Source organism: Xanthobacter aminoxidans (genome assembly GCF_023571765.1).
In the GTDB taxonomy this organism is placed as follows: domain Bacteria; phylum Pseudomonadota; class Alphaproteobacteria; order Rhizobiales; family Xanthobacteraceae; genus Xanthobacter; species Xanthobacter aminoxidans.
On sequence record NZ_JAMJXC010000003.1, the window covers coordinates 1 to 21,452 of the forward strand.

The window sequence follows — 21,452 nt, forward strand, 5'->3', positions numbered from 1 at the left end:
GCGACAACGTGTCGATGGACGTGCACCTGATCGTTCCGATCGCCATGGAGGAGAAGCTGCGCTTCGCCATCCGTGAAGGTGGCCGCACCGTCGGCGCCGGCGTCGTCGCTGCCATCATCGAGTGATCAACAAGAACGAAACGCGCTGCGCACCGGCGTGCGCGTTTCCTCTTCCTGGAGCCAATTGAGCCATGAACGGCCAGAACATTCGAATTCGCCTGAAGGCGTTCGATCACCGCATCCTCGATGCGTCGACGCGCGAGATCGTCGCCACGGCCAAGCGCACGGGCGCGCAGGTGCGCGGCCCGATCCCGCTGCCCACGCGGATCGAGAAGTTCACCGTCAACCGTTCGCCTCACATCGACAAGAAGTCGCGTGAGCAGTTCGAGATGCGCACCCACAAGCGCCTGCTCGATATCGTCGATCCGACGCCCCAGACGGTGGACGCGCTGATGAAGCTCGACCTCGCCGCCGGCGTTGACGTCGAAATCAAGCTCTGACGTGGTGCGAGGAGACACGACCATGCGGTCAGGCGTCATCGCACAGAAGGTCGGCATGACCCGCATCTTCACCGATGCTGGCGAGCACGTGCCGGTCACTGTGCTGAAGGTTGAGAGCTGCCAGGTGGTTGCCCACCGCACGCTCGACAAGAATGGCTACGTTGCGGTCCAGCTTGGTGCTGGCCGTCGCAAGCCCAAGAATGTGACCCGCGCCGAGCGCGGCCACTTCGCCGTGGCTCAGGTCGAGCCCAAGCGGAAGATGGCCGAGTTCCGCGTGCCGGAAGACGGGCTCATCCCCGTCGGTGCCGAGATCACCGCTGACCACTTCGTCGTGGGCCAGTATGTGGACGTCACCGGCACCACCATCGGCAAGGGTTTCGCCGGCGGCATGAAGCGCCACAACTTCGGTGGTCTTCGCGCGACGCACGGCGTCTCCATCTCGCATCGTTCGATCGGTTCGACCGGCGGCCGTCAGGACCCCGGCAAGACCTTCAAGAACAAGAAGATGCCCGGCCATATGGGTGACGTCACCGTCACCACCCAGAACCTGAAGGTCGTGATGACCGACGTCGAGCGCGGCCTCATCGCCGTCGAAGGCGCCGTTCCCGGCCACGCGGGTGGCTGGATCACCGTTCGCGACGCCGTGAAGAAGAGGTTGCCCGCCGAGGCCCCCAAGCCCGGCGCGTTCAAGCTCGGCAACGGTTCGGACGCGGCCCCCGCCGCCGAAGCCGCCAATGAGGAGGGCGCGTGATGGAACTCACCGTCAAGACGCTCGACGGCTCCGAAGCCGGCTCCGTGACCCTGTCGGACGCGATCTTCGGCCTCGAGCCGCGCGCCGACATCCTGCACCGTTGCGTCACCTGGCAGCTCTCGCGCCGCCAGGCCGGCACGCACCGCACCAAGGGCCGTTCGGAAATCAACCGCACGTCCAAGAAGCTGTACAAGCAGAAGGGCACCGGCAACGCCCGTCACGGCGCCGCGTCCGCTCCGCAGTTCCGCGGCGGCGGTCGTGCCTTCGGCCCGGTGGTGCGTTCGCACGCCATCGACCTGCCGAAGAAGGTCCGTGCCCTCGCGCTGAAGCATGCGCTCTCGTCGAAGGCGAAGGCCGAGCAGATCATCGTGCTCGACACCGCCAACCTCGCCGATCCCAAGACCAAGGCGCTCAAGGAGCGGCTTGAGAAGCTCGGCATCTCGTCCGTGCTGTTCGTGGACGGCGCCCAGGTGGAGCAGAACATCGCGCTCGCGGCGCGCAACCTGCCCTACGTGGACGTGCTGCCCATCCAGGGCATCAACGTCTATGACATCCTGCGCCGCGACACCCTGGTCCTGACCAAGGCCGCCGTGGATGCGCTGGAGGCGCGCTTCAAATGAGCTCGCGCAATATCGAACCGCGTCACTACGACGTGATCGTCTCGCCCGTCATCACCGAGAAGGCGACGACCGCGAGCGAGCAGAACAAGGTTGTCTTCAACGTCGCGAAGACTGCCACCAAGCCTTCCATCAAGGAGGCCGTGGAGAAGCTTTTCGACGTGAAGGTGAAGAGCGTGAATACGCTGGTCCGCAAGGGCAAGACGAAGATCTTCAAGGGCCGCAAGGGCGTCCAGAGCGACGTCAAGAAGGCGGTCGTGACCCTCGAAGAGGGCCAGAAGATCGACATCACCACGGGCCTCTGAGAGCCGAGGGGAACGGAATAAGACCATGGCGCTGAAGCATTTCAAGCCGGTCACGCCGAGCCTTCGCCAGCTCGTGATCGTGGACCGCTCCGGCCTCTACAAGGGCAAGCCGGTCAAGACCCTGACCGAGGGCAAGAGCTCCTCGGGCGGACGCAACAACAATGGCCGCATCACCGTCCGCTTCCGCGGCGGCGGCCACAAGCAGACCTACCGTCTGGTCGACTTCAAGCGCCTCAAGCGCGGGATGCCGGCGACGGTGGAGCGGCTGGAATACGATCCGAACCGCACCTCGTTCATCGCCCTCCTCAAGTACGAGGACGGTGAGCTGGCCTACATCCTGGCGCCGCAGCGTCTGGCGGTGGGCGATCAGGTGATCGCCGGCGACAGCGTGGACGTGAAGCCCGGCAATGCCGGCCCGCTGTCCTCGCTCCCGGTGGGCACGATCGTGCACAACGTCGAGCTGAAGATCGGCAAGGGTGGCCAGATCGCCCGCTCCGCCGGCACCTACGCGCAGATCGTGGGTCGCGACGAGGGCTACGTGATCGTGCGCCTGAACTCCGGCGAGCAGCGCCTCGTGCACGGTGCGTGCTACGCCACCGTGGGCGCGGTCTCCAACCCGGACCACATGAACATCTCGCTGGGCAAGGCGGGTCGCAGCCGCTGGCTCGGGCGGATGCCGCATAACCGCGGTGTCGTCATGAACCCGGTCGATCACCCGCACGGCGGCGGCGAAGGCCGTACCTCGGGCGGCCGTCATCCGGTCACGCCCTGGGGTATCCCGACCAAGGGCAAGAAGACCCGCAGCAACAAGGCGACGGACAAGTTCATCGTGTCCAGCCGCCACAAGCGCAAGAAGTGAGGGCCTGAGCTATGTCTCGCTCTGTCTGGAAGGGCCCGTTCGTCGACGGCTACATGCTGAAGAAGGCGGAAGCTGCCGCGGGCTCGGGCCGCCGCGATGTGATCAAGATCTGGAGCCGGCGCTCCACCATTCTGCCCCAGTTCGTGGGCTTAACCTTCGGCGTCTACAACGGTCACAAGCACGTGCCCGTGAATGTCACCGAGGACATGATCGGCCAGAAGTTCGGCGAGTTCGCTCCGACGCGGACTTACTACGGGCACGCGGCCGACAAGAAGTCGAAGCGGCGGTGATCGGTCATGGGTAAGCAGGCAAAGCCCCGCGCGCTCGCGGACAACGAAGCCAAGGCGGTGGCGCGCAACCTGCGCGTCTCGCCCCAGAAGCTCAATCTGGTCGCGGGCCTGATCCGCGGCAAGAAGGTGGCGACGGCGCTCGCCGATCTCGAGTTCTCTCACAAGCGGATCGCCCGCGACGTGAAGAAGTGCCTCGAGAGCGCGATCGCCAACGCCGAGAACAACCACGAGCTGGATGTCGACGATCTCATCGTCGCCGAGGCCCACGTGGGCAAGGGACTGGTCATGAAGCGGTTCTCGCCGCGGGCGCGCGGTCGCGCCTCGCGCATCGAGAAGCCCTTTGCCCACATCACCATCGTGGTGCGGGAAGTCGAGGAGCGGGCCTGATGGGTCAAAAGGTCAATCCGGTCGGGCTCCGGCTCGGCATCAACCGCACGTGGGACAGCCGCTGGTTCGCCAACAAGGGCGAATACGGCAAGCTGCTCCACGAGGACATCAAGATCCGCGAGATGCTGATGAAGCAGCTCAAGCAGGCGGCGGTGTCCAAGGTGGTGATCGAGCGCCCGCACAAGAAGTGCCGCGTGACCATCTACTCGGGTCGTCCGGGCGTGGTCATCGGCAAGAAGGGCGCGGACATCGACAAGCTGCGCAAGAAGGTCTCCGAGATGACCAACTCGGAAGTCTTCATCAACATCGTCGAGATCCGGAAGCCGGAAATCGACGCGCGCCTTGTCGCCGAGTCCATCGCCCAGCAGCTGGAGCGCCGCGTGGCCTTCCGTCGCGCCATGAAGCGCGCCGTGCAGTCCGCCATGCGCCTCGGCGCGGAGGGCATCCGCATCAATTGCTCGGGCCGTCTCGGCGGCGCTGAGATCGCGCGCCTCGAATGGTACCGCGAAGGCCGCGTTCCGCTGCATACCCTGCGTGCGGACGTGGACTACGGCACCGCCACCGCCTTCACCACCTACGGCACCTGCGGTGTCAAGGTGTGGGTGTTCAAGGGCGAGATCCTCGAGCACGACCCCATGGCGCAGGACAAGCGCCAGGCCGAACAGGAAGCTGGTCCGTCGTCGCGTCCCCAGCGTCGCGAGCGCGGTGACCGCGATCGTGGCGACCGCGGCGACCGCGGCTCCCGGGCTTGACGGCCGGCTAGAGAGAAGGCGATCAAGCCATGCTGCAACCCAAGCGCACCAAGTTCCGCAAGCAGTTCAAGGGACGCATTCACGGCGTTGCCAAGGGCGGCACGGAATTGAACTTCGGCGAGTTCGGCCTCAAGGCCGTCGAGCCGGAGCGCGTGACTGCCCGCCAGATCGAGGCGGCCCGCCGCGCGCTCACCCGCCACATGAAGCGCGCCGGACGCGTCTGGATCCGGGTGTTCCCCGACGTCCCGGTGTCGGCCAAGCCCACGGAAGTCCGTATGGGCAAGGGCAAGGGCGCGCCCGAGTATTGGGCGGCCCGCGTCAAGCCGGGCCGTATCATGTTCGAGATCGATGGGGTAAGCGTCGAGCTCGCTCGCGAGGCGCTGACCCTCGCGGCGGCCAAGCTGCCCATCAAGACGCGCTTCATCCAGCGCATCGCCGAGTGAGGAGAGGCTCATGAAAGCCGAGGACGTTCGGGCCCTCAGCCCCGATCAGCTCGCTGATGAGCTGCTGAAGCTGAAGAAGGAGCAGTTCAACCTGCGCTTCCAGAAGGCGACAGGCCAGCTCGAGAATACCGCGCGGTCCAAGCAGATCCGCCGCGACATCGCGCGGATCAAGACCGTGCAGACCGACAAGCGCACCGGTTCGCCGGTGCAGAAGGCGAAGTGAGGAAGCGATGCCGAAGCGCGTGCTCCAGGGCGTCGTGGTGAGCGACAAGACTGACAAGACCGTGGTGGTCCGGGTGGAGCGGCGCTTCACCCACCCGCTGCTCAAGAAGACCGTGCGGCGGTCCAAGAAGTATCATGCCCACGATGAGGCCAATAACTGGCACGTGGGCGATACGGTGTGGATCGAGGAGCACCGTCCGATCTCGAAGCTGAAGAACTGGATCGTGATCCAGGGCGAAAAGCGCGCCGAGGTCTGATAAGAGAGTTTCCCGTCCGGATGGATCGTCCGGCCGGGAGGGCTCCGGTGCCGGGTCCGTCGATCGTCCCAAGGGGGGATCGAGTGGAGACCGCACCGCGGCAACACCGTGTTCCGATGAGCGGGCACGGCGAACAAGGGTTGAGGCAATGCCGGTGCGCCGGCGGCGCTGGATGACGAGAACAGGTGCGTCATGATCCAGATGCAGACCAATCTCGACGTGGCGGACAATTCCGGCGCCCGTCGCGTCATGTGCATCAAGGTACTTGGCGGCTCGAAGCGGAAGTATGCCCACGTCGGCGACATCATCGTGGTGTCCGTCAAGGAGGCGATCCCGCGCGGCCGCGTGAAGAAGGGCGACGTGATGAAGGCCGTGGTGGTTCGCACCGCCAAGGACATCCGTCGCGTGGACGGCTCGGTCATCCGCTTCGACAAGAACGCGGCCGTGCTGATCAACAACAACAAGGAGCCGGTGGGCACCCGCATCTTCGGACCGGTTCCGCGCGAGCTGCGCTCCAAGAACCACATGAAGATCATCTCGCTGGCGCCGGAGGTGCTGTGATGGCCGCGAAGATCAAGAAGGGCGACAAGGTCGTCGTCCTCGCCGGCCGCGACAAGGGCCGCACCGGCGAGGTCATTCAGGTGATGCCGAAGGACGAGAAGGCTCTCGTGCGCGGCGTGAATATCGTGAAGCGTCACCAGCGCCAGTCGGCGAACCAGGAAGGCGGGATCATCTCCAAGGAGGCTCCCATCCACCTGTCGAACGTCGCCATTGCCGACCCCAAGGACGGCAAGCCGACCCGCGTCGGCTTCGAGGTGCTGGATGACGGACGCAAGGTCCGCGTGGCCAAGCGTTCCGGGGAGAGGATCGATGGCTGAGGCGACCTACAACGCGCGGCTGCGCACCTTCTATGAAGAGGTGGTGCGGCCGAAGATGATCGAGCAGTTCGGCTACAAGAACCCCATGGAAGTGCCGGTCATCGACAAGATCGTCATCAACATGGGCGTGGGCGAAGCCACCGCCGACACCAAGAAGGTGACGACCGCCGCCGCGGACCTCGCCCAGATCGCCGGCCAGAAGCCGGTCATCACCCGGGCCCGCAAGGCGATCTCGAACTTCAAGCTGCGCGAAAACCAGCCGGTCGGCGCGAAGGTCACCCTTCGCAAGACCCGCATGTACGAGTTCATGGACCGCCTCGTGACCGTGGCTCTGCCCCGCGTTCGCGACTTCCGCGGCCTGAACCCGAAGAGCTTCGACGGCCGTGGCAACTATGCCATGGGCGTGAAGGAGCACATCGTGTTCCCCGAGATCAACTACGACCGCGTCGAGCAGATCTGGGGCATGGACATCATCGTGTGCACCACGGCGAAGACCGATGAGGAAGCCCGCGCGCTTCTGAAGGCCTTCAACTTCCCCTTCCGCCAGTGAGCGGGTATGAGAGGCGCTTCGCTCGAAGCGCCTCTTCGGTTCCGGCTGATGGCCGGGGCCGGACGACGAGACGAGTGAGGATGTGATTTTCCGGCCGTGAGGGGCTCAGGTCGAGCTGCTCAGACGCGGAGAACAGGAGCTTAAGATGGCGAAGAAAAGCGCGATCGAGACGAACGAGCGCCGCCGCAAGCTGGCCACTGGCCAGGCGGCGAAGCGCGCGCGTCTGAAGGCGATCGTGAATGACAAGACCCTGCCGATCGAGGAGCGCTTCCAGGCGACCCTCAAGCTGGCGGAAATGCCGCGCAACGGCGCGAAGATCCGGATCCGCAACCGCTGCGAGGTGACTGGCCGTCCGCGTGCCTTCTACCGCAAGCTCAAGATGAGCCGTATCGCGCTGCGCGAGCTGGGTAACCAGGGCATGGTTCCTGGCCTCGTGAAGTCGAGCTGGTGAGGAGGGAACGATGGCTGTAACTGATCCCATCGGCGATCTGATCACCCGCATCCGCAACGCCCAGATGCGCCGCAAGGACAAGACCTCGACCCCCGGCTCGCGTCTGCGCGCCTCGGTCCTCGATGTCCTGCGCGACGAGGGCTACATCCGCGGCTACACCTCGACCGATCACGGCAACGGCCGGACCGAGTTCGAGATCGAGCTGAAGTATTTCGACGGAACGCCGGTGATCCGCGAGATCTCCCGCGTGTCGAAGCCCGGCCGTCGCGTCTATGCGGCGGTCAAGAACCTTCCCCGCGTCGCCAACGGTCTCGGCATCGCCGTCGTCTCCACGCCCCAGGGCGTGATGGCCGACCACGAAGCCCGCGACAAGAACGTCGGCGGCGAAGTGCTCTTCACCGTGTTCTGACGACGGAGGACAAGATGTCGAAGATCGGCAAGCTGCCCGTCGCCATTCCGGCCGGCGTCACCGCCAGCCTGGACGGACAGACGGTGAAGGTAAAGGGCCCCAAGGGCGCCCTGGAAGTGATCCTGGTGGAAGAGATCGCCGCCAAGATCGAGGGCTCGGAAATCAAGCTCTCGATGAACGGCGAGACCTCCCGTCACAAGGCCATGTGGGGCATGTCCCGCACGCTGGTCTCCAACCTGGTCGAAGGCGTGACCAAGGGCTTCGAGAAGAAGCTCGAGATCACCGGCGTCGGCTACAAGGCGGCGGTGCAGGGCAAGAACCTGAACCTCTCGCTCGGCTACAGCCACGACGTGATCTACGCGATCCCCGAGGGCATCCAGATCGTCACCCCCAAGCCCACCGAAGTGGTGGTCACGGGCATCGACCGCCAGAAGGTCGGCCAGGTGGCGGCGGAGATCCGCGAGTTCCGTGGCCCCGAGCCCTACAAGGGCAAGGGCGTCAAGTATGCCGGCGAATTCATCTTCCGCAAGGAAGGCAAGAAGAAGTGACGGAGGCGAACCATGGCTAAGGATTTGGAGGCGCAGGCGCGCCGCAAGGCCAAGGTGCGCCGTGCGATCCGCGTTGCTGCGAACGGGCGTCCGCGCCTGTCGGTGCACCGGACCTCGCAGCACATCTATGCGCAGGTCATCGACGATGCGAAGGGCGAGACTCTCGCCGCCGCGTCGAGCCTTGAGAAGGACCTGCGCGGGTCGCTGAAGACCGGTGCGGACACCGAGGCCGCCAAGACGATCGGCAAGCTTGTTGCCGAGCGGGCGATGGCCAAGGGCGTGACTGCGGTCGTCTTCGATCGTGGCGCATACATCTATCATGGGCGCGTCAAGGCGCTCGCTGAGGGCGCCCGCGAAGGCGGCCTTCAGTTCTGACGCAAGGACGAGCGAACATGGCCCGTGAACGGGAACAGCGCCACGAGCGCGAGGACCGCGACAATACGTTCGTGGACAAGCTGGTCCACATCAACCGCGTCGCCAAGGTGGTGAAGGGCGGCCGTCGTTTCGGCTTTGCTGCCCTGGTGGTGGTGGGTGACCAGAAGGGCCGCGTCGGCTTCGGCCACGGCAAGGCCCGTGAGGTGCCGGAGGCGATCCGCAAGGCCACCGAGAGCGCCAAGCGCGCTCTCATCCGCGTCCCGCTGCGCGAAGGCCGGACCCTGCACCACGACGTGCATGGTCACCACGGCGCCGGCAAGGTGGTGCTCCGCGCCGCTCCGGCGGGTACCGGCATCATCGCCGGCGGCCCGATGCGCGCGGTGTTCGAGACGCTCGGCATGCACGATGTGGTGGCGAAGTCCTTCGGGTCTTCCAACCCCTACAACATGGTGCGCGCCACCTTCGACGCCCTGAAGAACCAGGACTCGCCGCGCTCCGTCGCTGCGCGTCGCGGCATCAAGGTCTCCCAGCTCCAGTCCCGCCGCCGCGTCGAAGACGCGGAAGCGACCGACTGAGCGGCGCAGGCCGAAGGATAGGATTGCGCCATGAGCGACAAGACCATCACCGTGGAGCAGATCGGCTCGCCGATCCGCCGCCCGTTCGACCAGGAGGCCACTCTCGTCGGTCTCGGGCTGAACAAGCGGCACCGCCGCTCCACTCTCAAGGATACCCCGGCCGTCCGCGGCATGATCGCCAAGGTCGCCCACCTCGTCCGTGTGGTCGAGTGAGGAGCGGGACATGAAGCTCGACGAAATCAGGGACAATCCCGGCGCCCGCAAGAAGCGGATGCGCGTGGGCCGGGGCATCGGCTCCGGCAAGGGCAAGACCGCTGGTCGCGGCGTGAAGGGCCAGAAGGCCCGGACCGGCGTCGCCATCAAGGGCTTCGAGGGCGGCCAGATGCCGCTGCATCGTCGCCTGCCGAAGCGCGGCTTCCACAACATCTTCCGCCTGGACTACAACGAGGTCTCCCTCGCCAAGATCCAGGCTGCGGTCGATGCCGGCCGTCTCGACGCGGGCCAGCCCGTGACCGAGGCCGCCCTCGTCGCCGCCGGCGTGCTGCGCCGGGTGAAGGATGGTGTGCGCGTGCTCGGCACCGGTGAGCTCTCCGCCAAGGTGACGCTGGAGGTGGCCTACGCCACCAAGTCCGCCGTCGCCGCCGTGGAGAAGGCCGGTGGCTCGGTGAGCATGCTCGCGGCGGCCGTCGAGGCCGAGTGAGCCGAGGCTGATCCGGAACAGGGGACGGCGCGGGGCTTCATGCCGCCGCGCCGAACCCATATTCGGACGAACCTCTTGCGGATGCCCGGCCCAAGGTCGGGTCTTCGTGTCTCGGGAGGCCGTTCAGGCGCTCGGGTTCAGGTGACGCTCCGGTGCCGTCGAACGTGTGACGGGCGCGATGGCCCTCTTGGCCTCAAGCGCCCGAGTCGGGATCGCTCCCGCGTGCCCGGGTGGCGCGCCACCGGCGGAACCGGCTTTCCTGCCGGCCTGCGGCCTTCCGTCGCGCCGGCCCCAGTTTGCCCCAACGCTCCGTTCCGGACCTTCCGTCCAGGACGCGCCCGGGCAGCGGCCCATGGCACTCCCGCCAAGGGTCCAGCGCCTCGGCAAGGGAGCCTGGTACCGGACCGTCGGCGGGGAGCCCTTGTCCCTCCGCCCGGTCCCTCTGCCTTGGCACCCGAGCGTTGCGCCCTCATATAAGGGCCGCCCACCAGGGTGGCGTCCATCGGAGCAAGGCATGGTCTCGGCGGCGGAACAACTCGCGGCGAACCTCAATTTCGGTGCCCTCGGCAAGGCCGAGGAGCTGAAGAAGCGCATCTGGTTCACCCTCGGCGCGCTTCTCGTCTATCGGCTCGGCACCTACATCCCCATGCCCGGCATCAATCCGGACGCGCTGGCGGACGTCTTCAAGAACGCCCAGCAGGGAATCATCGGCCTCTTCAACATGTTCTCGGGCGGCGCCGTGCAGCGCATGGCCATCTTCGCCCTGAACATCATGCCGTACATCTCCGCCTCCATCATCATCCAGCTCCTCACCAGCGTCTCGCCGACGCTGGAGGCGCTGAAGAAGGAAGGCGAGGCGGGCCGCAAGCAGCTCAACCAGTACACCCGCTACCTCACCGTGGTGCTGGCCCTGTTCCAGGCCTACGGCATCGCCGTCGGCCTCGAGGGCTCGGGCAGCGTGGTGGCGGAGCCCGGCTGGTTCTTCCGCATCTCCACGGTCCTGACGCTCACCGGCGGCACCATGTTCCTGATGTGGCTGGGTGAGCAGATCACCTCGCGCGGCATCGGCAACGGCACCTCGCTCATCATCTTCGCCGGCATCGTCGCCGAGCTGCCCGGCGCGTTCGTGCGCACGCTGGAACTTGGCCGCGAGGGCGCCATCTCCACGGTGGTGATTCTCGGCATGCTGGTGATGGCCGTGGTCGTCATCGCCTTCATCGTGTTCATGGAGCGCGCCCAGCGCCGGCTGCTGATCCAGTATCCCAAGCGCCAGGTGGGCAACCGCATCTACGAGGGCCAGTCCTCGCATCTGCCGCTGAAGCTGAACACGTCGGGCGTCATCCCGCCGATCTTCGCCTCCTCGCTGCTGCTCATTCCCACCACCATCGCCAGCTTCATGCAGGGCTCGGGGCCGGAGTGGCTGCAGACCGTCACGACCTACATCGGCCACGGGCGCCCGCTCTACATGGTGCTGTATGTGGCGCTGATCGTGTTCTTCTGCTTCTTCTACACCGCGATCGTGTTCAATCCGGTGGAGACGGCTGACAATCTGAAGAAGCACGGCGGCTTCATTCCCGGCATCCGTCCGGGCGAGCGCACGGCCGAATACATCGACTATGTGCTCACCCGCATCACCGTCGTGGGCGCAGCCTACATTGCGGCGGTTTGCCTCTTCCCCGAACTGCTGATTTCCTACGCCTCTCTTCCGTTCTATTTCGGAGGAACGTCGCTTCTGATCGTGGTCAGCGTGACCATGGACACCGTGTCCCAGATCCAGGGACATCTGTTGGCCCACCAGTACGAAGGACTGGTCAAGAAGGCCAAGCTGCGCGGGGGGAGGAGGAAATAATATGAGGCTGGTGCTGTTGGGCCCGCCCGGGGCAGGCAAGGGAACTCAGGCACAGCGGCTGGTGGCCCGTCACGGCATCGTCCAGCTTTCCACCGGAGACATGCTGCGCGCGGCGGTTGCCGCGGGTACGCCGGTGGGGCTGAAGGCGAAGGCGGTGATGGATGCCGGCGGGCTGGTCTCCGACGAGATCGTCATCGGCATCATCGCCGAGCGCATCGGCGAGGCGGACGCGAAGAATGGTTTCATCCTCGACGGCTTCCCGCGCACGGTGGCGCAGGCCGAGGCGCTGGACCATCTGCTCACCGAGAAGGGCCTCAAGCTCGACGCGGTGATCGAGCTGGTGGTGGACCAGGAGAAGCTGGTCAACCGCATCCTCAACCGTGCCGCAGAGGCCGCCGCCAAGGGCGAGCCGGTGCGCAAGGATGATGATCCGGTGGTCTTCAAGACCCGCCTTGAGGCCTACAACCGCGATACCGCTGTCGTGGCGCCCTACTACAAGGCGCGCGGCCAGCTGAAGCAGATCGACGGCATGGCGCCCATCGATCAGGTCACCGCCGCCATCGACGGGGTGCTCGCCGAGGCGGTGTGAGGGCAGGGGGTTCCTGCCCTCGTGTCATGGATCAAGCTGTCATGGATCAGGGCCCCTTCCGCCAGACGGCGGGAGGGGCCTTTCCGTTTGGCGGGCTTGCCGGGGCAATGGCGAAGGGGCACCTTGCCTGCCGGCGCGAGGGTATGGCTATGGACGGCGTGAAAGCCGTGATGGGCTCGATCCGGCAGATCCTGATCGAGGTTTGGGACCCGATCGGCGTGCGAGGCATCCCGCAGGCGCGCGACGAATACGACGGCTATGTCGGCGCGGTCGCCCGGGCGTGGATGGAAAGGGCGGACGTGGCCGCCCTGCGGGCGCTGCTCGAGGGCATCACCGAACGCGAGATCGGGCTTCCGGCCGGTTCCGGCGATGCGCAAGGGGCGGCCGAGCAAATCGCGGCTCTCTGACTCGGCAGGTCCTCACGGACTCGGCAGGGCTGGAGCGGGGCCGAAGCGCCTTACGCCCTTGACCCATCGCGGAATCTCCGCTATGGGCACTCCCTCGCTTCGGAACAGGTGCCGTTCGGTCCACCCGGAAGGGTCGGACAGGGCGGTAGCTTTGTCGTATCCGGGGCAGCTTTCGTCAATATCCCGCATGGGCCGGCCTCCACCGGACGCGGGGACAACAACCGGCCGGCGGCCTTCGGGCTCCGGCGCACATGGAGAGCGCAGTGGCTCGTATTGCAGGCGTCAACATCCCGACCAACAAGCGCGTCGTCATCGCGCTCCAGTACATCCACGGCATCGGCCCCAAGAAGGCTGAAGAGATCGTCGAGAAGGTGGGCATTCCCGCCGAGCGTCGCGTGAACCAGCTGACCGACCAGGAAGTGCTGCAGATCCGCGAGACCATCGACCGCGACTACATCGTGGAAGGCGACCTGCGCCGCGAAGTGGCGATGAACATCAAGCGCCTCATGGACCTCGGCTGCTACCGCGGCCTGCGTCATCGCCGCGGCCTGCCCGTGCGCGGCCAGCGCACCCACACCAACGCCCGCACCCGCAAGGGGCCGGCGAAGCCGATCGCCGGCAAGAAGAAGTGATCGGCCGCAAGGCTTGAGAATTGGGGAGGCCGGCCAAGCCGGCCTTTCCCCGTTGACCGGCCCGTCAAGGGCCATCCCGAGCGCCTGGAGTTACGGGCGCGCCTGAAGGATCTGAGAGACAGATGGCTAAAGAAGCAACACGCGTGAAGCGCCGCGAGCGCAAGAACATCGCCTCCGGCGTGGCGCATGTGAACGCCTCGTTCAACAACACCATGATCACCATCACCGACGCCCAGGGCAACACCATCTCCTGGTCCTCGGCCGGCGCCATGGGCTTCAAGGGCTCGCGCAAGTCCACCCCGTACGCCGCGCAGGTCGCGGCCGAGGATGCGGCCCGCAAGGCGGCCGAGCACGGCATGCGCACCCTGGAAGTGGAAGTCTGCGGTCCGGGTTCCGGCCGTGAGTCCGCTCTTCGCGCGCTGCAGGCGGCTGGCTTCCTCGTCACCTCCATCCGCGACGTGACGCCGATCCCGCACAACGGCTGCCGTCCGCGCAAGCGCCGTCGCGTCTGATCCGCTCTTCGTTCCTCCGCGGACCCCGGTCCGCGGGGATCAAGCCCGGTTTCTCCTCCCCCGAGCGGGACGGGCCAGGCTTCTGGTGGACGGCCTCCGGTTGAGGCTCACCACCCCGGCAGCTGCCGTGGCCCGGCGAGAAAGCAAGGTGAAGCAAGTGATTCAGAAGAACTGGCAAGAGCTGATCAAGCCCGAGAAGCTGCAGGTCAATCCCGGCCACGATCCCAAGCGCCTGGCGACCGTCGTCGCCGAGCCGCTGGAGCGTGGCTTCGGCATGACCCTCGGCAACGCCCTGCGCCGCATCCTCCTGTCGTCGCTGCAGGGCGCGGCGGTGACCTCGATCCACATCGACGGCGTGCTGCACGAGTTCTCGTCGATCCCCGGCGTGCGTGAGGACGTGACGGACATCATCCTCAACGTGAAGGATGTGGCCATCAAGATGCAGGGCGATGGCCCCAAGCGCATGGTGGCCAAGAAGACCGGCCCCGGCGTGCTGGTGGCCGGCGACATCCAGACCGTCGGCGACGTGCAGATCCTGAACCCGCATCTGCCCATCTGCACCCTCGATGAGGGCGCGGAGCTGCGCATCGAGTTCACGGTCGACACCGGCAAGGGCTACGTGGCCGCCGACCGCAATCGTCCCGAGGACGCTCCGATCGGCCTGATCCCGATCGACAGCCTCTACTCGCCGGTGCGCAAGGTCTCCTACAAGGTCGAGAACACCCGTGAGGGCCAGATTCTCGACTATGACAAGCTGACGCTCCAGATCGAGACCAACGGTTCGATCACGGCCGAGGACGCGCTGGCCTATGCCGCCCGCATCCTGCAGGACCAGCTGGAGATCTTCGTCAACTTCGAGGAGCCCAAGCGCGAGAGCGAGGCGACCGCGATCCAGACGCTGCCGTTCTCTCCGGCGCTGCTGAAGAAGGTGGACGAGCTCGAGCTCTCCGTCCGTTCGGCCAACTGCCTGAAGAACGACAACATCGTCTACATCGGCGACCTGATCCAGAAGAGCGAGACGGAGATGCTCCGCACGCCGAACTTCGGCCGGAAGTCGCTCAACGAGATCAAGGAGGTGCTCGCCTCCCTCGGCCTGCATCTCGGCATGGAAGTGCCCGGCTGGCCGCCCGAGAACATCGAAGAGCTGGCCAAGCGCTTCGAGGAGCACTACTGATCCGCAATCCGGGGCGGCCCGCTGCCCCGACCCCTTTCGAGCGGCCCGAGCCGCGCAACCCATCGACCGGCTCGTCCGTCGCCATCTTCAGGAGTTCGCCGTCATGCGTCACGGCAAGGTACACCGCAAGTTCAACCGCACCTGGGAGCACCGCAAGGCGATGTTCTCCAACCTCGCGGGCGCCCTCATCACCCACGAGCAGATCGTGACCACCCTGCCCAAGGCGAAGGATCTTCGCCCGGTGGTGGAGAAGCTCGTGACCCTCGCCCGCCGCGGCGACCTGCACGCCCGCCGCCAGGCGATCGCCGAGCTGAAGGACCAGGCCGTGGTCAAGAAGCTGTTCGACGTGCTGGCGCCCCGCTATGCGGCCCGCCCGGGCGGCTACACCCGCATCGTCAAGGCCGGCTTCCGCTATGGCGACAACACCGCCGTCGCGGTGATCGAGTTCGTGGATCGTGACGTGGACGCCAAGGGCGCCGCCGACCACGCCCGCACCGCCGCTGCCGCGGAAGCTGCGTGAGCTTCAGCTGATTTGAGGCTATGAAAAAGGGCGGTCCTCGGACCGCCCTTTTTTCGTTCGAGAGAACGTCTTTCGTTGCAAGGATCGGCTGAACCGCGCGAATCGGCCGTGCCTCCCGCCGCGGCGGGAACGGGTCGCCCCGACCGGCATTGGGCGCGGAACAGGCTTCAAGGGTGGCGCAATGTTCGCACGTCTCTCACGTCCGGCGGCTGTGGCCGCCTTCGGTCTCCTCCTCGCCACGGGCGCCTTTGCCCAGCCGGCGGCGCAGCAGCGGGTGCCGGCGTCGCAGGCGGAGGTGACGCTCACCTTCGCGCCTGTGGTGGCGAAGACGGCGCCGGCGGTGGTGAACGTCTATGCGCTCAAGACGGCGCAGCAGCGCGTGAACCCGATCTTCGACGATCCCTTCTTCCGCCGATTCTTCGGCATGCCCGGCCCCGGCGGGCCGGGTGGCCCCGGCGACGGGCCGGGGCTGCGCGCGCCGGAGCGGGTGCAGCGCTCTCTGGGCTCGGGCGTGATCGTCGATCCCGCGGGGCTGGTGCTCACCAATTACCATGTCATCGAGGGGGCGGACGAAATCCGCATCGCTCTCAACGACCGGCGCGAATACGAGGCCGAGGTTCTGCTACGCGACCAGCGCACGGACCTCGCCGTGCTGCGCATCAAGACCGAGGCGAAGGAGCGCTTCCCCTTCCTGGAGCTGGGCGATTCGGACGGGCTCGCCGTGGGTGACCTCGTGCTCGCCATCGGCGATCCCTTCGGCGTCGGGCAGACGGTGACGCAGGGCATCGTCTCGGCGCTGGCCCGCACGCAGGTCGGCGTCTCCGACTATCAGTTCTTCATCCAGACCGATGCCGCCATCAATCCCGGCAATTCGGGCGGGCCGCTGGTGGACATGGCGGGGCGCGTGGTGGGCATCAACTCCGCCATCTATTCGCGGTCCGGGGGCTCCCACGGCATCGGCTTCGCCATTCCCGCCAACATGGGCCGGGTGGTGGTGGAGCAGGCCAAGAGCGGGTCCAAGTCCGTGCGCCGGCCCTGGCTCGGCGCCCGGCTGCAACGGGTTACGCCGGACATCGCCGAAAGCCTCGGCCTGCCGCGTCCCACGGGCGTGCTGGTGCAGAGCGTGACCGCCGGCAGCCCTGCCGCCAAGGCTGGGCTCAAGACCGGCGACCTCGTGGTGTCGGTGGAAGGGCAGGGGATCGACGATCCCGAATCCCTCAACTATCGCCTCGCCACCCGCCCCATCGGCGGCAAGGCGGCGCTACTGGTGAACCGCTCCGGCAAGGAGCAGACCCTCGTGGTGGTGCTGGAGGTGGCTCCGGAGACGGTGCCGCGCGAGGAGCTGCTGCTGCGCGGTCGCTCGCCCTTCGCCGGGGCGACCATCGTGAACCTCTCCCCTGCCGTGGCGGAGGAGCTGAAGGTGGACGCCAACGCCACCGGCGTCGTGGTCTATGACGTTCAGGACAATTCCCCCGCCGCCGCGGCGGGCTTCCGCCCCGGCGACGTCATCGTCGAGGTGAACAACGAGAAGGTGGGGCGCACCGGCGATCTCGGCCAGCTTTCCGCCGTGCCCCAACGCGGCTGGCGGGTCACGGTCCTGCGCGGCGGGCGCAGCATCACCGCCGTCCTGCGCGGCTGAGGGCTCCGATGGGCGATCTGTTCGAGGTAGCGGGACTGGGAGAGGGAGTGGCACGGCCGCTCGCCGACCGGCTGCGCCCGTCGCGCCTCTCCGAGGTGGTAGGGCAGGATCATCTGGTGGGGCCGGATGGCGTTCTCTCGCGCATGCTGGAGACGCGCTCCCTCGGCTCGCTGATCCTGTGGGGGCCGCCGGGCACCGGCAAGACCACCGTGGCGCGCCTGCTCGCCTCGGCCACGGACCTGCATTTCGAGCAGATCTCCGCCATCTTCTCCGGCGTCGCGGACCTCAAGAAGGTGTTCGAGCAGGCGCGCGGCCGCCGCCTCTCCGGCACCGCGACGCTCCTGTTCGTGGACGAGATCCACCGCTTCAACCGCGCCCAGCAGGATAGCTTCCTGCCCGTCATGGAGGACGGCACGGTAACGCTGGTGGGCGCCACCACGGAAAACCCCTCCTTCGAGCTGAACGCGGCGCTTCTCTCCCGCGCGCGGGTGCTGGTGTTCCGCTCCCTCGACGCCGAGGCTGTCGCCAAGCTGCTCGCCCGCGCCGAGGAGGTGGAGGGCCGGGAGCTGCCGCTCACCGAGGACGCGCGCGTGGCGCTGGTGAACATGGCCGATGGCGACGGCCGCGCCTCCCTCACGCTCGCGGAAGAGGTGTGGCGCGCCGCGCGGCCGGGCGAGGTGTTCGACGTGGCGGGCCTGAGCGAGGTGGTGCAGCGCCGCGCGCCCATCTACGACAAGAGCGAGGACGGCCACTACAACCTCATCTCCGCCCTGCACAAGGCGGTGCGCGGCTCCGACCCTGACGCCGCGCTCTATTATCTCGCGCGCATGCTGGATGCGGGGGAGAGCCCGCTCTTCCTTGCCCGGCGCATCGTGCGCATGGCCATCGAGGACATCGGCAATGCCGATCCGCAGGCGCTTGTCGTCGCCAATGCGGCGAAGGAGGCCTACGACTTCCTCGGCTCCCCCGAGGGCGAGCTGGCGCTGGCGCAGGCGGTCGTCTATGTGGCCACCGCGCCGAAATCGAATGCGGTCTACACTGCCTTCAAGGCCGCCATGCGCGTCGCCAAGGAGGGCGGCTCGCTGGTGCCGCCCAAGGTCATCCTGAACGCGCCGACCAAGCTGATGAAGGCCGAGGGCTACGGCACCGGCTATCGCTACGACCATGACGAGCCGGACGCCTTCTCCGGCCAGAACTATTTCCCCGAGGCGCTGGGCCGCCAGAATTTCTACCGCCCGGTGGAGCGCGGCTTCGAGCGCGAGATCAGGAAGCGCCTGGAGTATTGGGCGCGCCTTCGGGCCGAGCGCGGCGGGAAATAGCGGGGCAGATAGCGTGGGCAAATAGCGTGGGTTTGGGCCTTCGTATATGATCCGCCCACAGGCTGGCACCGACGAAGACCACCATGACCCGGCTGATGCGCGAACTCATCGAGAAGCTCGAAGCCCTGCCCGAGGCGGAGCAGGACGCGCTCGCACGCGAATTCCTCCATGTGATCGAGGCCGGCGCTGCGGAAGGCGATGTCTACGTCCTCACCCCCGAGCAGGAGGAGGAGGTCCGCCGCGCGCTGGAGGACGGGGAGCCCGTCCTTGAAGAGGAGGAGGCGCGGCGCTTTCTGCGTGGGCTCGGCGCGTGAGCTTTCGTCTGCGCGAAACGGCCCGCCGGAACATCCAGCAGATCGATGCCTATCTGCGCGCGCAGAGCCCCGTGGCAGCGGCCGGCGCCGCACGGCATTTCCTGACGACCTTCGAGCGACTCTCCGCTTTCCCTTATTCGGGGCATCCGACCTCGCGGACGGGGGTGCGCGCGACAGCGATTCCCGGCACGCGATATGTCGTGACCTATCGCGTGCTCCCGACGGGAGACGTCGAGATCATCGCCATCATACATACCGCCCGAGACCGAAAGGCCTGACCTTCCATGGCGTTCTCTTTGCCCCCCGCCCTCATCGTCTTCCTCGGCGCCGGTCTCGGCGGCACCATCCGGCATTTCGTGAACATGGCGGTGCCGCGGCTGCTGGGGACGGGCTTTCCCTTCGCCACCTTTCTCATCAACGTGTCGGGCAGCCTTATCATGGGGCTGATGGCGGGCTATCTCGCCTTCAAAGACGGGGAGGGGTGGACGCAGCCGGTGCGGCTGTTCCTCACCACCGGGGTGCTGGGCGGCTACACCACCTTCTCCACCTTCTCGCTGGATTTCCTCTATCTCGCCGAGCGGGGCGAGCTGGGGATGGCGCTGGCCTATGCCCTCGGCTCGGTGCTGCTCGGCTTCGGCGGCGTCTGGGCCGGCATCATGCTGGTGCGCAGCCTGACGTGATCGGGATATTTTCGCCGGAGGTGGCCACGGCGCAGCGAAAGCTCTATTGCTGCGGCATCAAAGGGTTTGCGCGAGGACTAGGTCGAATATGGCTGTCGTGACCAGAACCGTGGCCGAGGACGAGGCGGGCATGCGCCTCGACCGCTGGTTCAAGGTGCATTATCCGGACCTCTCCTTCGGGCACCTGCAGAAGCTGGTGCGCACCGGGCAGGTGCGGGTGGACGGCGGCCGGGTGAAGACCTCTTCCCGCGTCGAGCCCGGCCAGAGCGTGCGCATTCCCCCGCTCGGCATGGAAGAGCCCGAGGCGGCGCCCGCCCCGGCGAAGGGCGCGCGCAGCGGCGAGGCTGGCAAGGAGGGCGCCCGCGCGGCCTCCGCCGAGACTGGCGCCAATCCGTCCGCCAATCCACCGGCAAAGCCCCGCGCGTCCAAAGACCCCGCCGTGCGCAAGCTGGAGGAGGACCGGGCCTTCATCAAATCCATCACCCTGTTCGAGGACAAGGACGTGATGGTGCTGAACAAGCCCTTCGGCCTCGCGGTGCAGGGCGGCTCCGGCACCTATCGCCATGTGGATGGGCTTCTGGAGGCGCTGAAGGACAAGGACGGGCAGAAGCCGCGCCTCGTCCACCGCATCGACAAGGACACGTCCGGCTGCCTGCTCATCGCCAAGTCGCGGCTTGCGGCGTCAGTGCTGGCCAAGAGCTTCCGCTCGCGCGAGGCGCGCAAGGTCTATTGGGCCGTGGTGCCGGGCGTGCCGAAGCCCCGGCAGGGGCGCATCTCCACCTATCTCGCCCGCGACGAGGACGAGGAGAAGATGCGCGTCGCCCGCCATGGCGAGGACGAGGCGAGCCACGCTATCACCTATTATGCGGTAGTGGACCAGGCCGCGCAGAAGATGAGCTGGCTGTCGCTGAAGCCGGTCACGGGCCGCACCCACCAGCTGCGCGCCCATCTCGCCCACATCCACCACCCCATCCTCGGCGACCCCAAGTATTTCGACATCGAGAATTGGGAATTGCCCGGCGGCCTGCAGAACCGCCTGCACCTGCTGGCGCGGCGGCTCGTCATACCGCATCCGCGCGGGCAGGGGGTGATCGACGTGTCCGCGCCGCTGCCGCAGCACATGGCGCAGACCTTCGCCGTGCTCGGCTTCGACGCCTCCCAGTACGATCCCATCCTGGAAGCGCCCGAGGGATGAGACGCGCCGCCCTTGGGTGGCTTGTTGCGGCGGCATTGGCCGTCGCGCCGGCGGCGGCAGGTGGTGCAGGGGCCGGGCGGGACGGCGTACTCTACTGGTTCCGTGATCTCCAGATCGCCCAGGCCACCGGCTTTCCCGACTATGAGATCAGCGGGGAGGGCGCCGGCGCAACGGCCTCGGGCGGCCGCCTCTACGGGCCGCGGGCGCGGGTGACGCTCACCCTTGATGTTCCGCACGGATATCTGCGCATCGACGACCGGGGCGATGGCGACGGGGCGGCGCACTTCGTCACCGAAGTCGCCGTGTGGTTCGACCGGGAGGGATTTCCGCTGCTGGGCCTCAGCGAGCGCGCGCTGCGTGGCGGCGTGCCGTTCGGCGGGCGGGTGCGCTTCTATTCCCATGCGTCCGGGCGGTGGAATCTGGTCACGGACGCGGTGATGCCGTCGCAGGACCAAAGCCTCTGCCGCACCGAGCCGCAGGAGGTGGAGGAGAGCACGGCCGCGTTCGAAGGCCTCGGCCGGGCCATCACCCTGCTGCCACGCCAGGGCACCGATCTTGCGGTGTGGTGCGTGGCGCCCAGCCCCGTCGCGGGAACCGGCCGGGTGCTGGAATGGGACCGGGGCACCGCCCGCTTCACGCAAGGGCAGATTTTGCCCGGTCCGCCACCCTGGCCGGATGCGCCCGCGCCGCGCTGAAGCCGGCGTCTTCGACTTTGGTCTGAGCCTTGCCGCATTCGGCAGTCTGGTAACCGCCT

36 protein-coding genes are annotated in these 21,452 nt (G+C 67.0%); all 36 read left to right on the forward strand.

Annotation, left to right across the window (positions count from 1 at the left end; genetic code table 11):
• The coding region (locus tag EJ105_RS05390) for an EF-Tu C-terminal domain-related protein (RefSeq protein ID WP_488657465.1) at positions 1-125 on the forward strand (125 nt) is incomplete at its 5' end.
• 65 nt (positions 126-190) lie between these two features.
• Positions 191-499 carry a 30S ribosomal protein S10 gene (gene rpsJ, locus EJ105_RS05395; RefSeq protein ID WP_012113701.1) on the forward strand — a complete coding sequence of 103 codons (309 nt, stop codon included), beginning with the start codon at positions 191-193 and terminating at the stop codon, positions 497-499.
• A gap of 22 nt (positions 500-521) precedes the next feature.
• Positions 522-1,250, forward strand: a complete 729-nt coding sequence (gene rplC, locus EJ105_RS05400; protein ID WP_024278440.1) for a 50S ribosomal protein L3 — start codon at positions 522-524, stop codon at positions 1,248-1,250.
• Positions 1,250-1,870, forward strand: coding sequence for a 50S ribosomal protein L4 (gene rplD / locus EJ105_RS05405; RefSeq protein WP_024278441.1), 621 nt, complete (start codon positions 1,250-1,252; stop codon positions 1,868-1,870). Before rplC ends, rplD begins: the two co-directional genes overlap by 1 nt.
• Positions 1,867-2,172 carry a 50S ribosomal protein L23 gene (locus EJ105_RS05410; protein ID WP_024278442.1) on the forward strand — a complete coding sequence of 102 codons (306 nt, stop codon included), beginning with the start codon at positions 1,867-1,869 and terminating at the stop codon, positions 2,170-2,172. Before rplD ends, EJ105_RS05410 begins: the two co-directional genes overlap by 4 nt.
• A 25-nt stretch (positions 2,173-2,197) precedes the next feature.
• A complete protein-coding gene (rplB, locus tag EJ105_RS05415) occupies positions 2,198-3,031 on the forward strand; it encodes a 50S ribosomal protein L2 (protein WP_029558960.1) in 834 nt (277 codons plus the stop codon).
• A gap of 11 nt (positions 3,032-3,042) precedes the next feature.
• Positions 3,043-3,321 carry a 30S ribosomal protein S19 gene (rpsS, locus tag EJ105_RS05420; protein ID WP_024278444.1) on the forward strand — a complete coding sequence of 93 codons (279 nt, stop codon included), beginning with the start codon at positions 3,043-3,045 and terminating at the stop codon, positions 3,319-3,321.
• Between the two features lie 6 nt (positions 3,322-3,327).
• Positions 3,328-3,708: a 50S ribosomal protein L22 gene (gene rplV / locus EJ105_RS05425; RefSeq protein ID WP_038193664.1), complete on the forward strand. Its 381-nt coding sequence runs from the start codon at positions 3,328-3,330 to the stop codon at positions 3,706-3,708.
• On the forward strand, positions 3,708-4,460 hold the full coding sequence (gene rpsC / locus EJ105_RS05430) for a 30S ribosomal protein S3 (protein WP_024278446.1): 753 nt from the start codon (positions 3,708-3,710) through the stop codon (positions 4,458-4,460). The genes rplV and rpsC overlap by 1 nt, the downstream gene beginning before the upstream one ends.
• 29 nt (positions 4,461-4,489) lie before the next feature.
• The gene (rplP, locus tag EJ105_RS05435) at positions 4,490-4,903 is read left to right on the forward strand and encodes a 50S ribosomal protein L16 (RefSeq protein WP_024278447.1); all 414 of its coding nucleotides are present in this window, start codon (positions 4,490-4,492) and stop codon (positions 4,901-4,903) included.
• Between the two features lie 10 nt (positions 4,904-4,913).
• Positions 4,914-5,126: a 50S ribosomal protein L29 gene (rpmC, locus tag EJ105_RS05440; protein WP_024278448.1), complete on the forward strand. Its 213-nt coding sequence runs from the start codon at positions 4,914-4,916 to the stop codon at positions 5,124-5,126.
• Between the two features lie 7 nt (positions 5,127-5,133).
• Positions 5,134-5,382 carry a 30S ribosomal protein S17 gene (rpsQ, locus tag EJ105_RS05445; protein ID WP_024278449.1) on the forward strand — a complete coding sequence of 83 codons (249 nt, stop codon included), beginning with the start codon at positions 5,134-5,136 and terminating at the stop codon, positions 5,380-5,382.
• A 192-nt stretch (positions 5,383-5,574) separates the two neighbouring features.
• The gene (gene rplN / locus EJ105_RS05450; protein ID WP_024278450.1) at positions 5,575-5,943 is read left to right on the forward strand and encodes a 50S ribosomal protein L14; all 369 of its coding nucleotides are present in this window, start codon (positions 5,575-5,577) and stop codon (positions 5,941-5,943) included.
• A complete protein-coding gene (rplX, locus tag EJ105_RS05455; protein ID WP_029558958.1) occupies positions 5,943-6,260 on the forward strand; it encodes a 50S ribosomal protein L24 in 318 nt (105 codons plus the stop codon). Before rplN ends, rplX begins: the two co-directional genes overlap by 1 nt.
• On the forward strand, positions 6,253-6,810 hold the full coding sequence (rplE, locus tag EJ105_RS05460; protein ID WP_029558957.1) for a 50S ribosomal protein L5: 558 nt from the start codon (positions 6,253-6,255) through the stop codon (positions 6,808-6,810). The genes rplX and rplE overlap by 8 nt, the downstream gene beginning before the upstream one ends.
• 145 nt (positions 6,811-6,955) lie before the next feature.
• A complete protein-coding gene (gene rpsN / locus EJ105_RS05465) occupies positions 6,956-7,261 on the forward strand; it encodes a 30S ribosomal protein S14 (RefSeq protein ID WP_024278453.1) in 306 nt (101 codons plus the stop codon).
• Between the two features lie 10 nt (positions 7,262-7,271).
• A complete protein-coding gene (gene rpsH / locus EJ105_RS05470; protein WP_024278454.1) occupies positions 7,272-7,670 on the forward strand; it encodes a 30S ribosomal protein S8 in 399 nt (132 codons plus the stop codon).
• A 14-nt stretch (positions 7,671-7,684) separates the two neighbouring features.
• Complete coding sequence (gene rplF / locus EJ105_RS05475; protein WP_024278455.1) at positions 7,685-8,218, forward strand: 50S ribosomal protein L6; 534 nt, start codon at positions 7,685-7,687, stop codon at positions 8,216-8,218.
• 12 nt (positions 8,219-8,230) lie between these two features.
• Positions 8,231-8,593: a 50S ribosomal protein L18 gene (rplR, locus tag EJ105_RS05480; RefSeq protein ID WP_024278456.1), complete on the forward strand. Its 363-nt coding sequence runs from the start codon at positions 8,231-8,233 to the stop codon at positions 8,591-8,593.
• A 17-nt stretch (positions 8,594-8,610) separates the two neighbouring features.
• Positions 8,611-9,168 carry a 30S ribosomal protein S5 gene (gene rpsE, locus EJ105_RS05485; RefSeq protein WP_024278457.1) on the forward strand — a complete coding sequence of 186 codons (558 nt, stop codon included), beginning with the start codon at positions 8,611-8,613 and terminating at the stop codon, positions 9,166-9,168.
• A 30-nt stretch (positions 9,169-9,198) separates the two neighbouring features.
• Positions 9,199-9,381, forward strand: coding sequence for a 50S ribosomal protein L30 (rpmD, locus tag EJ105_RS05490; protein WP_024278458.1), 183 nt, complete (start codon positions 9,199-9,201; stop codon positions 9,379-9,381).
• A gap of 10 nt (positions 9,382-9,391) precedes the next feature.
• A complete protein-coding gene (gene rplO / locus EJ105_RS05495; RefSeq protein ID WP_250165570.1) occupies positions 9,392-9,868 on the forward strand; it encodes a 50S ribosomal protein L15 in 477 nt (158 codons plus the stop codon).
• A gap of 514 nt (positions 9,869-10,382) precedes the next feature.
• Positions 10,383-11,717: a preprotein translocase subunit SecY gene (secY, locus tag EJ105_RS05500; RefSeq protein WP_029558955.1), complete on the forward strand. Its 1,335-nt coding sequence runs from the start codon at positions 10,383-10,385 to the stop codon at positions 11,715-11,717.
• A gap of 1 nt (position 11,718) precedes the next feature.
• On the forward strand, positions 11,719-12,306 hold the full coding sequence (locus tag EJ105_RS05505) for an adenylate kinase (RefSeq protein WP_024278461.1): 588 nt from the start codon (positions 11,719-11,721) through the stop codon (positions 12,304-12,306).
• A 41-nt stretch (positions 12,307-12,347) separates the two neighbouring features.
• A complete protein-coding gene (locus EJ105_RS05510; protein ID WP_250165571.1) occupies positions 12,348-12,713 on the forward strand; it encodes a hypothetical protein in 366 nt (121 codons plus the stop codon).
• A gap of 263 nt (positions 12,714-12,976) precedes the next feature.
• Complete coding sequence (rpsM, locus tag EJ105_RS05515; protein WP_024278462.1) at positions 12,977-13,345, forward strand: 30S ribosomal protein S13; 369 nt, start codon at positions 12,977-12,979, stop codon at positions 13,343-13,345.
• Between the two features lie 122 nt (positions 13,346-13,467).
• Entirely contained in the window at positions 13,468-13,857 is a 390-nt protein-coding gene (gene rpsK / locus EJ105_RS05520) for a 30S ribosomal protein S11 (RefSeq protein WP_024278463.1), read from the forward strand.
• Between the two features lie 157 nt (positions 13,858-14,014).
• The gene (locus tag EJ105_RS05525; RefSeq protein ID WP_024278464.1) at positions 14,015-15,031 is read left to right on the forward strand and encodes a DNA-directed RNA polymerase subunit alpha; all 1,017 of its coding nucleotides are present in this window, start codon (positions 14,015-14,017) and stop codon (positions 15,029-15,031) included.
• Positions 15,032-15,134: 103 nt separating this feature from the next.
• Positions 15,135-15,551, forward strand: coding sequence for a 50S ribosomal protein L17 (rplQ, locus tag EJ105_RS05530; protein WP_024278465.1), 417 nt, complete (start codon positions 15,135-15,137; stop codon positions 15,549-15,551).
• Positions 15,552-15,732: 181 nt separating this feature from the next.
• Positions 15,733-17,190 carry a DegQ family serine endoprotease gene (locus EJ105_RS05535; RefSeq protein WP_250165572.1) on the forward strand — a complete coding sequence of 486 codons (1,458 nt, stop codon included), beginning with the start codon at positions 15,733-15,735 and terminating at the stop codon, positions 17,188-17,190.
• A gap of 8 nt (positions 17,191-17,198) precedes the next feature.
• Positions 17,199-18,509, forward strand: a complete 1,311-nt coding sequence (locus EJ105_RS05540; RefSeq protein WP_250165573.1) for a replication-associated recombination protein A — start codon at positions 17,199-17,201, stop codon at positions 18,507-18,509.
• 83 nt (positions 18,510-18,592) lie between these two features.
• Entirely contained in the window at positions 18,593-18,823 is a 231-nt protein-coding gene (locus EJ105_RS05545) for a hypothetical protein (protein WP_024278468.1), read from the forward strand.
• A complete protein-coding gene (locus tag EJ105_RS05550; protein WP_250165574.1) occupies positions 18,820-19,101 on the forward strand; it encodes a type II toxin-antitoxin system RelE/ParE family toxin in 282 nt (93 codons plus the stop codon). The genes EJ105_RS05545 and EJ105_RS05550 overlap by 4 nt, the downstream gene beginning before the upstream one ends.
• Before the next feature lie 6 nt (positions 19,102-19,107).
• Complete coding sequence (crcB, locus tag EJ105_RS05555; protein WP_250165575.1) at positions 19,108-19,503, forward strand: fluoride efflux transporter CrcB; 396 nt, start codon at positions 19,108-19,110, stop codon at positions 19,501-19,503.
• Positions 19,504-19,591: 88 nt separating this feature from the next.
• Entirely contained in the window at positions 19,592-20,698 is a 1,107-nt protein-coding gene (locus tag EJ105_RS05560) for an RluA family pseudouridine synthase (protein ID WP_250165576.1), read from the forward strand.
• Positions 20,695-21,393: a hypothetical protein gene (locus EJ105_RS05565; protein ID WP_250165577.1), complete on the forward strand. Its 699-nt coding sequence runs from the start codon at positions 20,695-20,697 to the stop codon at positions 21,391-21,393. The genes EJ105_RS05560 and EJ105_RS05565 overlap by 4 nt, the downstream gene beginning before the upstream one ends.
• Positions 21,394-21,452: the final 59 nt, after the last annotated feature.